The sequence below is a fragment of the Mangrovicoccus sp. HB161399 genome, from assembly GCF_013184745.1.
GTDB lineage: Bacteria > Pseudomonadota > Alphaproteobacteria > Rhodobacterales > Rhodobacteraceae > Mangrovicoccus.
On sequence record NZ_JAATVU010000023.1, the window covers coordinates 82,985 to 92,796 of the forward strand.

Annotated in this window: 11 protein-coding genes; 6 read left to right on the forward strand and 5 right to left on the reverse strand. The window is 68.1% G+C overall.

The annotated features are described in order from the left end of the window. Positions 1-152: 152 nt before the first annotated feature. Positions 153-1,700: an alkaline phosphatase gene (locus HCC78_RS14820; protein ID WP_172329566.1), complete on the forward strand. Its 1,548-nt coding sequence runs from the start codon at positions 153-155 to the stop codon at positions 1,698-1,700. 274 nt (positions 1,701-1,974) lie between these two features. Here the strand turns inward: HCC78_RS14820 and rplI are convergent, their stop codons facing one another. From rplI to rpsF, 3 genes are read right to left on the reverse strand one after another with little or no spacing between them, the layout of a single operon-like run. Beyond that, on the reverse strand, positions 1,975-2,589 hold the full coding sequence (rplI, locus tag HCC78_RS14825) for a 50S ribosomal protein L9 (protein ID WP_172329567.1): 615 nt from the start codon (positions 2,587-2,589) through the stop codon (positions 1,975-1,977). A gap of 12 nt (positions 2,590-2,601) precedes the next feature. Further along, complete coding sequence (gene rpsR / locus HCC78_RS14830) at positions 2,602-2,829, reverse strand: 30S ribosomal protein S18 (RefSeq protein ID WP_013961325.1); 228 nt, start codon at positions 2,827-2,829, stop codon at positions 2,602-2,604. Between the two features lie 12 nt (positions 2,830-2,841). After that, positions 2,842-3,210 carry a 30S ribosomal protein S6 gene (gene rpsF, locus HCC78_RS14835; RefSeq protein WP_172329568.1) on the reverse strand — a complete coding sequence of 123 codons (369 nt, stop codon included), beginning with the start codon at positions 3,208-3,210 and terminating at the stop codon, positions 2,842-2,844. Positions 3,211-3,509: 299 nt separating this feature from the next. Between rpsF and HCC78_RS14840 the strand changes: the two genes are divergently transcribed. After that, complete coding sequence (locus tag HCC78_RS14840) at positions 3,510-4,094, forward strand: YceI family protein (RefSeq protein WP_172329569.1); 585 nt, start codon at positions 3,510-3,512, stop codon at positions 4,092-4,094. 66 nt (positions 4,095-4,160) lie between these two features. Here the strand turns inward: HCC78_RS14840 and HCC78_RS14845 are convergent, their stop codons facing one another. Beyond that, the gene (locus tag HCC78_RS14845; RefSeq protein WP_172329570.1) at positions 4,161-4,517 is read right to left on the reverse strand and encodes an OB-fold nucleic acid binding domain-containing protein; all 357 of its coding nucleotides are present in this window, start codon (positions 4,515-4,517) and stop codon (positions 4,161-4,163) included. 114 nt (positions 4,518-4,631) lie between these two features. Between HCC78_RS14845 and HCC78_RS14850 the strand changes: the two genes are divergently transcribed. From HCC78_RS14850 to HCC78_RS14860, 3 genes are all read left to right on the forward strand, one after another. Next, the gene (locus HCC78_RS14850) at positions 4,632-4,955 is read left to right on the forward strand and encodes a 2Fe-2S iron-sulfur cluster-binding protein (protein WP_172329571.1); all 324 of its coding nucleotides are present in this window, start codon (positions 4,632-4,634) and stop codon (positions 4,953-4,955) included. Positions 4,956-5,132: 177 nt separating this feature from the next. Beyond that, positions 5,133-5,537, forward strand: coding sequence for a hypothetical protein (locus HCC78_RS14855; RefSeq protein WP_253949176.1), 405 nt, complete (start codon positions 5,133-5,135; stop codon positions 5,535-5,537). 247 nt (positions 5,538-5,784) lie between these two features. After that, complete coding sequence (locus HCC78_RS14860; protein WP_172329572.1) at positions 5,785-6,150, forward strand: hypothetical protein; 366 nt, start codon at positions 5,785-5,787, stop codon at positions 6,148-6,150. Positions 6,151-6,186: 36 nt separating this feature from the next. Here the strand turns inward: HCC78_RS14860 and xseA are convergent, their stop codons facing one another. Continuing rightward, a complete protein-coding gene (gene xseA / locus HCC78_RS14865) occupies positions 6,187-7,818 on the reverse strand; it encodes an exodeoxyribonuclease VII large subunit (protein WP_172329573.1) in 1,632 nt (543 codons plus the stop codon). 379 nt (positions 7,819-8,197) lie between these two features. On the opposite strand from xseA, the gene purD reads away from it, so the two are divergent. After that, positions 8,198-9,460: a phosphoribosylamine--glycine ligase gene (gene purD, locus HCC78_RS14870; RefSeq protein ID WP_172329574.1), complete on the forward strand. Its 1,263-nt coding sequence runs from the start codon at positions 8,198-8,200 to the stop codon at positions 9,458-9,460. Positions 9,461-9,812 lie beyond the last annotated feature (352 nt).

Below are 9,812 nucleotides of genomic sequence, written 5' to 3' on the forward strand. Positions count from 1 at the left end.
GGAAATGGGGCCGCGCCAATCGGCAAAGGCACTGGCCGTCCGCGGAGGGCGGGGCGTCACGGGATCGTCGCCTTGCTGTCGCGGAACTGTCGCGATCGGCGGGCCATACCGGCGCCACAGCAGAATGCCCATCCAGACGACAGGACAGTGACATGACCACTCGCCTTTCCCGCCGCTCCGTGCTTTCCGGCGGCACCGTGCTTGCCGCATCGCTCGCCATGCCGGCGATCTCCCGCGCCGATGACCGCCCGGTCTTCACCCATGGCGTGCAGTCCGGCGACGTGACCGCCAATTCCGGCATGATCTGGACGCGCGTGAACATGCCCTCGCGCGTCTTCGTGGAAGTCTCCACGACCGAGAGCTTCTCGAACGCCGTCAAGCTGCCGCCGATGAACGCGCTTCCGGGTTCGGATCTGGCGATCAAGCGCATGGTCGAGGGCCTGCCTTCCGACCAGGACATCTTCTACCGCTTCACCGCCGCCGACCTGTCGAGCCTCAACGCGCTGTCCGAGCAGATGACCGGCCATTTCCGGACCGCGCCGACCTCGCGGCGGTCGGTCCGCTTCACCTGGTCGGGCGACACGGCGGGCCAGGGCTACGGCATCGACGAGGACGGCATGCTGACCTATGCCACCATGGCGAAATACGAGCCCGACTTCTTCCTGCATTCCGGCGACACCATCTATGCCGACGGCGCCATGCAGGAGGAGACCGTCAAGGACGGCCAACTGATCTGGAAGAACGCCGTCCTGATCGACGAGAAGCGCAAGGTCGCCGAGACGCTGGACGAATACCGCGGCCAGTGGAAATACAACCTGATGGACCGCCACGTGCAGGCGCTGAACGCCTCCGTGCCGACCTTCTTCCAGTGGGACGACCACGAGGTCGTCAACAACTGGTCGGACAGCAAGGACCTCTCGGGCGACGACCGCTACACCGAGAAGAACGTCCGCGTCCTTGCCGCCCGTGCGGGCCAGGCCTTCCACGAGATGACGCCGATCAGCTACCAGCCGGCAGAGCCGGGCCGCGTCTACCGCAAGATGTCCTACGGGCCGATGGTCGACGTGTTCTTCCTCGACATGCGGGCCTATCGCGGGCCGAACACGAAGAACCTGCAGGAGGCGATCAACGATGAGAGCGTCTTCCTCGGTGCCCGCCAGATCGAATGGCTGAAGCGCGAGCTGGCCAATTCGGCCGCCACCTGGAAGGTCATCGCCGCCGACATGCCGATCGGCCTTGTCGTCCGTGACGGCGAGTTCTTCGAGGCGATCGCCAATGCCGATGACGGCGCCGCCAAGGGCCGCGAGCTGGAGCTGGCCGACATCCTGCGCTTCATCAAGGCAGCGGACATCCGGAACACCGTCTGGCTGACCGCGGACGTGCACTATACCGCCGCGCATTACTACGACCCGAACAAGGCGCAGATGCAGGACTTCAACCCGTTCTGGGAATTCGTCTCGGGGCCGCTGCACGCCGGGACTTTCGGGCCGAACGACCTGGACATGACCTTCGGGCCGGAAGTGAAGTTCGTGAAGGGGCCCAGCGAGGAACAGGGCCAGAACCTGCCGCCGTCGATGGGGCTGCAGTTCTTCGGCATCGTCGATGTCGATGGCGCGACGCGGCAGATGAAGGTGCGGCTGATGGATCGCGGCGACAACGAGCTGTGGTCGGTCACGCTCGATCCCGACCTTTCGGCCTGATCCGGCCGGCGGGTGGCGTTCCGGCGCCATCCGCCTCCCGTCCGGGAGCGGCAGGTTAGCGCGAATTTAAGGTAAATGGCTTAGCCGGGGAAACACGACAACCTGGGGAGCACTGCCATGCGTCACACCCGTTGCTGTTTCTTCGTCCTGACTGTCGTCGGACTCGGCCTGCTCGGCCTCGAAAGCCTCGCCTTCATGTGATCCGCAAGACGGAAAAGGCGCGCCACCCGGAGGGAGGCGCGCCGATTCTGTCCGGATCGAACCCTGGCTGGGCTCAGCCGCGGTCTTCCACGTCCGGCTGGGGCGTGGAATCGCCGCTCTCGTCGTCGAGCGCAGCGGAGCCGATTTCGTCGAACAGTTCGGCGATCTCGAATTCTGCGGCGGCTTCGGCTTCGGCAGCCAGTTCCTGGATCGACTTGCCGGAGGCTTGCAGCTCGGCTTCTTCCTTGGAACGGGCGACGTTCAGGTGGATGTCGACTTCGACTTCCGGATGCAGGGTCACGTGCACCGTGTGCAGGCCCAGATCCTTGATCGGCTTCGACAGCTTGACCTGCTTGCGGTCGAGGGTGAAGCCCTCGGCGGTCGCGGCCTCGGCTGCGTCACGCGGGGTGACCGAACCGTAGAGCGCGCCCGCATCCGAAGCGGAGCGGATCACGACGAACTGCTGCGCGTCGAGACGTGCGGCGAAAGCCTCTGCTTCCTTCTTGGTCTCGAGGTTGTCCGCCTCGAGCTGGGCCTTGCGGGCCTCGAAGGATTTGACGTTGGCGTCGGACGCGCGGAGCGCCTTGCCGGTCGGCAGCAGGAAATTGCGGGCATAGCCGTCCTTGACGGAGACGACTTCGCCCATCTGGCCGAGCTTGGCGACGCGCTGGAGAAGGATCACTTCCATGGGAATCGCTCCTTACTTCACTGCGTAGGGCAGCAGGGCGAGGAAGCGGGCGCGCTTGATGGCACGGGCCAGCTCACGCTGCTTCTTCGCCGAGACGGCGGTGATGCGGGACGGCACGATCTTGCCGCGCTCGGAGATGTAGCGCTGCAGGAGACGGGTGTCCTTGTAGTCGATCTTCGGCGCGTTGTCGCCGGAGAACGGGCAGACCTTGCGGCGGCGGAAAAACGGTTTGGTGGCCATGTCTGTCTCTCCTTACCGGTCGCGGTCGCGCGGGCGGCGGTCGCCACGGTCGCGCTCGTCGCGCTTCTGCATCTGGACCGAGGGGCCCTCGGCATGCTCGTCGACCTTGATGGTCATGACGCGCATGACGTCGTCATGCAGGCGCATCAGGCGTTCCATTTCCTGCACGGCCGGCGCGGGCGCGTCGGTCTTCAGGAAGGAGTAGTGGCCCTTGCGGTTCTTGTTGATCTTGTAGGCCATCGTCTTGACGCCCCAGTACTCGGACTCGACGACCTTGCCGCCGTTGTCCGACAGGACGGTGGAGAAGTGCTCCACAAGACCTTCGGCCTGCGCGTTGGACAGGTCCTGACGCGCAATGAAGACATGCTCGTAGAGAGGCATGCGTGCTCCAGTTCTGTTCAGGCGCGTTTCATAGGAGCGGATGATCCCTTCGCCCCGCTCCGCGAGAGGCCGCGCCGTTCATCTGTGTGTGCGAAGGATGCGCCTTCATACACATATTCCGGCGCATGGCAAGGGCGCAGGCGCGGCGCGGCGGCAGCGGGGGCAGGTTCCGGCAGGGCGCGCACAAGTCGCCGCAGTTCTGTTCGCTGGCGCACACGAGGCGTGAAAATAGCCGGAATGGACTTGGCTGGGCCCAGGGCCGACATTCTCCCCAGCAACCTGATCCCCGGAGATGTTCCATGAAAAAGTTCCTGCTTGCCTCTGCCATGACCGCTTTCGCCGCCACCGGCGCGCTGGCTGAGGAGACCACCTACACGGTCGACACCACCCACGCCCAGATCGTCTACCACTACAGCCACCTCGGCTTCTCGACCACCTACGGCATGTTCTCGGGCATCGCCGGCGAGATCCAGTTCGACGACGCCGATCCGGCGGCTTCCTCGGTTTCCGTCTCCTTCCCGATCACCTCGCTCTTCACCGGCGATGACGAGCGCACCGCGCATTTCAAGACCGACGACTTCTTCGGCGCAGAGGCCAATCCGGAAGGCACCTTCACCTCGACCTCGATCGAGGTGACCGGCGACAACACCGCGAAGATCACCGGCGACCTGACGCTGAACGGCATCACCAAGTCGGTCGTGCTCGACACCACCATGACCCAGAAGGGCGACCACCCGATGGCCGGCAAGCCCTGGATCGGCTTCAATGCCACCACCACGCTGGTCCGCTCGGAGTTCGACATGGGCATGTACGCCCCCTACGTCTCCGACGAGGTCGAGGTCTTCATCTCGATCGAAGCCATGGACAACGGCGCCGACGGCTGAACGCCGCCAGCCCCGCGATTTCCGGAAGGGCCGTCCGCTGCGGGCGGCCCTTTGGCATGGGCCGGGTCAGGGCGCGCCGGAACCGAGGAGTCCGTCGAGCAGCGCGGAGAGATCCTCCACCTCCTCGGCGACGACATGGGTGACGCCGGCCTCGCGCTGGATCCGGCCGGTGACGCGCAGCAGCCGTCCGGCGATCACCGCGCGGCGGAAGCGTTCGTAGATGCTGCGCCAGACGATGACATTGACAACCCCGGTCTCGTCCTCGAGCGTGACGAAGATCACTCCCTTGGCGGTGCCGGGCCGCTGCCGCACCAGCACCAGCCCGGCGACCGCCACGCGCGCATTGGCGGGCGGCCGGTCGAGCCAGCAGGCGGGCAGCGCCGCGGGCGGGCGCGGCCAGGAGGGGGGGGAGTCGGCAGGCATGGGAACATAGTGGGAACATCATGGCCGGTTTGCAAGCGGGTCCGGGCACTGGCCAAGCGCGGCGGCATCGCCTAAATGAACCCTGTCGCAGTTGAGCCAGTCTGAGGAACGAGCATGCCCAAGATCACCTATATCGAGCATAACGGCACGGAACATGTGGTGGAGGTGCCTGTCGGGCTGACGGTCATGGAAGGCGCGCGCGACAACAACGTTCCGGGCATCGACGCCGATTGCGGCGGCGCCTGCGCCTGCTCGACCTGCCATGTCTATGTCGACGCGGCCTGGGCGGAGAAGCTGTCCCCGATCGAGACGATGGAAGAGGACATGCTGGACTTCGCCTTCGAGCCGAAGCCGGGCAGCTCGCGCCTGACCTGCCAGCTGAAGGTGACGCCCGCGCTGGACGGGCTGGTCGTGCGGATTCCCGAAAAGCAGATCTGAGGCCGCAGGAAGGCGCCGCGCCGGCCGCGCGCCCGTGGCGGCGCTCCGCCCGCGGCGCGCTCCGGCCGGGGTGCCGGTGGCGGCGGGGACCTGACCCCATCGTGAGCGCGGCCGGCCTGTCGGCGGTCCCGGTTCCGGTGTAGCATGTCGCCGCCCGAGCGAGAGACGGAGAGTGCGATGACGGGACGGATGCACGCGATGGCGGCTGCCCTGGTTCTGGCAGCCTGTCCCGCCATGGCGGAAGATGCGATGTCGGGGGCCGAATTCGGCGCCTATGTCGGCGGCCACACGGTGACCTATGCGCATGACGGCCGGATCTACGGCATGGAGCAGTACCTGCCGGACCGCAAGGTGATCTGGCGCCAGATCGGCGGCGATTGCCAGGAGGGCGTCTGGTACGAATCCGGCGGCCAGATCTGCTTCGACTACGGCGACGGGATCCCGCTGCAATGCTGGCAGTTCGTCAACGAGGGCGGGCGGCTCGGCGCGCGCGCGGACAGCGACCCGCAGGGCACCTGGCTCTACGAGGTGCAGCGCTCGCAGGAGCCGATGCAGTGCCCGGCGCCCTATCTGGGCACCTGAGGTCCTTCCGGCCCGAATGACATGTCATTTTGCAGCGCCTGACGGGGCAGTTTCGGGCGGTCGGCAGATCGGGCGTGCTGAATGGAGTCGGAATGAGCGGCAAAGACCTGCGCCGCGAACTGCACGAAGTGCACCCTTCATCCTGTTCTCGCTCTGCACGGCGCAGCAGGCCCGGTACCTCAAGGATATCGGAGCGGATATCTCGGAAACCACGAGGGCTTGGAACGGCAGCGGCACCATCGAGGGCATGGAATTCGCGCGCTACACCGGTCCTTTCTGGCTGTGGATCCTCGGCGCTTATGAAGTGCTGCGCACAATCGATCGGAACGGGGAGTGTCTTTCCCGCGATTTGCGGCAGAAGATCGCCGAGGAAAAGCGGCATGTCGCGCAGATCAGGATGCCATTCGCGAAACAGGAGTTGAACCGCAGGAGCGGGCCGGCATTCGGCGAGCTGTCTGTTGTCGGTCCTGATGGAGGCCCCGGCTGCGATATCGGCGGGGAGCGGTTCCGCGCTGCCGGCGTGATCGCGCGTTTCGCTGGTTTGATTGCCAGCGTGAAGCCCGAAGATGTTCCGAAGGAAATCCCGACGCGGCGGCCGGAACATCCGGTCTGAGTTCGGCGAGGCCAGACATCGATGCCCAAGCGGGCGTCATTCGTCGAAAAGCGAGGCCTGGGAGGGCGGCTTCTTCTTCGCGGCGGGCTTGGCTGCGGGCCTGCCGCTGGTCCCTGCCGCGACCGCATCGAGGCGCCCGTCGGAGAATTCCAGTTCCAGCGCGCTGCCCGGCGCGGGCGTGCCGCTGCTGGTGACCAGCGCGCCGTCGGCGTCGCGCACCAGCACGAAGCCGCGTGCCAGCACCGCGCCGTGGTCATAGCTGAGGCGGATTCGCTCGAGCGCCGTCAGGCGGGCGGAGAGGTCGCGCAGCCGTGTCTCCTGCGCTTTGGGCAGCCGCGGGGCCAGCCGCGCCAGGTCGGCCCTGCCATGTGCCAGGCCGCGGGCCAGCGGCGCCGCGCTGAGCCGCAGGCCGGCAAGCCGTTCGCGGCGGCGCCGCAGTCCGGCCGCACCTGCGCCGGGCAGCCGGGCGGAAACGGCGTCGAGCCGGGCGCGCTCCCGCGCGGCATTGGTCGCGAGGCTGCGCTCCAGCCGCCGCGACAGGTCGTCGAGCCGCGCCCGGTCATGGCGCAGCCGGTCCTGCAGGCGTCGCGGCGCCAGCTCAGCGGAGAGCTGCACCAGCCGGTTGCGCTTGCCCTGCGCCAGGTCCTTCAGCGCCCGCGGCAGCCGGTCGGAGGCGAGGTCGAGCCGCTGCCGCGCGGTATCTGCGAGCGTTTCGGGCCGCGGCAGGGCGCGGCTGAGGTCGCGCAGCCGCTGGCGGCGCAGCACGATGCCCTGCGTTCCGGCACGCGCGAGCCGCGCGCCCTGGTTGTCGAGCCAGGCCATCAGCTCCAGCCGCACGGGAACGGCGATCTCGGCGGCGGCGGTCGGCGTCGGCGCGCGCCGGTCGGACGCGAAGTCGATCAGCGTCGTGTCGGTCTCGTGGCCGACGGCGGAGATCAGCGGAATCTCCGATTCGGCCGCCGCCCGGACGACGATCTCCTCGTTGAAGCCCCAGAGGTCCTCGACCGAGCCGCCGCCGCGGGCGACGATCAGCACGTCGGGCCGCGGCAGCGCGCCGCCGGGCGTCAGCCGGTTGAAGCCGCGGATCGCGCTGGCGACTTCGGGGGCGCAGCGTTCGCCCTGCACCGCCACGGGCCAGACCAGGACCTTGCGCGGGAAACGGTCGCGCAGCCGGTGGAGGATGTCGCGGATCACCGCGCCGGAGGGCGAGGTCACCACGCCGATGATCTCGGGGAGGTAGGGCAGGGGCCGCTTGCGCTCGGGCGCGAAGAGACCCTCGGCCTCGAGCTTGGCCTTGCGCTTCTCCAGCATTGCCATCAGCGCGCCGACGCCCGCCGGGGCCATGTCCTCGATCACCATCTGGTACTTGGACTGGCCGGGGAAGGTGGTCAGGCGGCCCGTCGCGATGACCTCCATGCCCTCTTCGGGCTGGATGGCGAGCCTGGCGGCCTGGCCCTTCCAGACCACACCGGCCAGTACGGCGCGGTCATCCTTCAGATCCAGATAGATATGCCCCGAGCGCGGACGCGAGATGCGGCCGAGTTCGCCGCGGACGCGGACATGGGAGAAATTGCCTTCCACGGTGCGCTTCACGGCGCCCGAGATCTCGGACACGGTGAATTCCGGGGCGTTGCCGCCCGCCTGGGGCTCGTCTTCGAACAGGTCCATGGGTGTCTCCGCTGCGCGCACCGACCCTAGCCGAGCGCGGCGGGGAGGAAAAGCCGTCAGCCGGTGCCGCAGCGGCGGCCGGCGACCGCGGGGCCGCGCGCCTTGTCCTGTGCCGGGCCGCAGCTGCCGGCCCGGCCGGAGACCCCGGTGGGGCGGTCCAGTGCTTTGCCTTGGCAGAGGCCGGAATGCACCGCCCGGGCGCCGCCGGGACCATGGAAATCGGCGGCCCGGCGGGGCAATGGCATGGCGTTGGCCGCCTGTGGCAGGGCCGCGGGAGCAGCCCGCCATACGGCCTGCCGTTCCGGCGCGAGGCGGCAACGCGCTTGCCTCCGCGGCGCTTCCTGCCTAGGAGGCAGGCGGAACACGCAGCGGAGGCGGCATGAACATTCTCATTCTCGGTGGCGGCGGGCGCGAGCATGCGCTGGCCTGGGCAGTCAAGCAGAACCCGAAATGCGACCGGCTGATCGTGGCGCCGGGCAATGCCGGGATCGCCGAGATCGCGGAGTGCGCGCAGCTGGACATCAATGACGGCGGCGCGGTGACAGAATTCGCCCAGGAGAATTCCATCGACCTGGTGATCGTCGGCCCCGAGGCTCCGCTGGTTGCCGGCGTCTCCGACCGCCTGCGCGAGGCGGGCGTGCGCTGCTTCGGGCCAAGCCAGGCTGCCGCCGAGCTGGAAGCGTCGAAATCCTTCACCAAGGCCGTCTGCGACGCCTCGGGGGCGCCCACGGCGGCCTATGCCCGCTTCGAGGACGCCGCTCCCGCGCGCGCGCATGTCGAAGCGCAGGGCGCGCCGATCGTGATCAAGGCCGACGGCCTGGCCGCGGGCAAGGGCGTGATCGTGGCGATGGACGTGCAGACCGCGCTCGACGCGGTGGACGACATCTTCGGCGGCGCCTTCGGCTCGGCTGGCGCGGCGGTGGTGATCGAGGAGTTCATGACCGGGGAAGAAGCCTCCTTCTTCGTTATGTGCGACGGCGAGACCGCGCTGCCGATCGGTACCGCGCAGGACCACAAGCGCGTCGGCGAAGGCGATACCGGCCCCAATACCGGGGGCATGGGCGCCTATTCCCCGGCGCCGATCCTGTCGGACGCGGTGGCCGCGCAGACCATGGAAGAGATCATCCGCCCGACGCTGAAGGAGATGGCGCGGCGCGGCTCGCCCTATGTCGGGGTGCTCTATGCCGGGCTGATGATCGAGGACGGCAAGGCGCGGCTGGTCGAATACAACGCCCGTTTCGGCGATCCGGAATGCCAGGCGCTGATGCTGCGGCTCGGCGGCCAGGTTCTGGACCTGATCGAGGCCTGCGTTGACGGCCGTCTGGCCGGCATGACGGTCAACTGGGCCGACGACCACACGATGACCGTGGTGATGGCCGCGAACGGATATCCCGGCAGCTACCAGAAGGGCACCGAGATTCGCGGGCTTGCCGCGCTCAAGGAAGATGGCAACCGCGTCATGTTCCATGCCGGGACTGCGGCGAAGGACGGCAAGGTGCTGGCGACCGGCGGGCGGGTGCTGAACGCGACCGCGCGCGGCGCGACGCTGCAGGAGGCGCGCGACCGGGCCTATGCCCTGATCGACGCGCTCGACTGGCCCGAAGGCTTCTGCCGCCGCGACATCGGCCACCGGGCGCTCTGACCCGGCGGCCGCGGCCCTGTCCGCGGTCAGCTTGTCCCGGTTCCCGGCATGGTGCGGTTTGCGCCATGCTGGCGCGTTGGCTTGCCCAATCCATCGGCGCAGGACGCTCTCTGCGATCTCGAGTTCCCGGCTGGCCTGAACCACGGCGGCGCCGCGGTCCTGCACCAGCCTCACGTGGTGTCGTTGCACAAAAGAGGGGGATTCACGTCGTGAATCCAGCGTGGCAGCGGGACTGAATGAGCGGGCGCGCGCAGACCGAGTGCAGCACCGCCAATTGGCGCAGCTGCAATCAATCGCTGAGGCAGCGAGGGTCGCGGACCGCATGGTTCGATCCCCCGATGCAATGGCAGGC

Coding starts and splice junctions, on each gene's coding strand:
- HCC78_RS14820 (WP_172329566.1), top strand. CDS start 153: ATGACCACTCGCCTTTCCCGCCGCTCCGTGCTTTCCGGCGGCACCGTG.
- rplI (WP_172329567.1), bottom strand. CDS start 2,589: ATGGAAGTGATCCTTCTCCAGCGCGTCGCCAAGCTCGGCCAGATGGGC.
- rpsR (WP_013961325.1), bottom strand. CDS start 2,829: ATGGCCACCAAACCGTTTTTCCGCCGCCGCAAGGTCTGCCCGTTCTCC.
- rpsF (WP_172329568.1), bottom strand. CDS start 3,210: ATGCCTCTCTACGAGCATGTCTTCATTGCGCGTCAGGACCTGTCCAAC.
- HCC78_RS14840 (WP_172329569.1), top strand. CDS start 3,510: ATGAAAAAGTTCCTGCTTGCCTCTGCCATGACCGCTTTCGCCGCCACC.
- HCC78_RS14845 (WP_172329570.1), bottom strand. CDS start 4,517: ATGCCTGCCGACTCCCCCCCCTCCTGGCCGCGCCCGCCCGCGGCGCTG.
- HCC78_RS14850 (WP_172329571.1), top strand. CDS start 4,632: ATGCCCAAGATCACCTATATCGAGCATAACGGCACGGAACATGTGGTG.
- HCC78_RS14855 (WP_253949176.1), top strand. CDS start 5,133: ATGACGGGACGGATGCACGCGATGGCGGCTGCCCTGGTTCTGGCAGCC.
- HCC78_RS14860 (WP_172329572.1), top strand. CDS start 5,785: ATGGAATTCGCGCGCTACACCGGTCCTTTCTGGCTGTGGATCCTCGGC.
- xseA (WP_172329573.1), bottom strand. CDS start 7,818: ATGGACCTGTTCGAAGACGAGCCCCAGGCGGGCGGCAACGCCCCGGAA.
- purD (WP_172329574.1), top strand. CDS start 8,198: ATGAACATTCTCATTCTCGGTGGCGGCGGGCGCGAGCATGCGCTGGCC.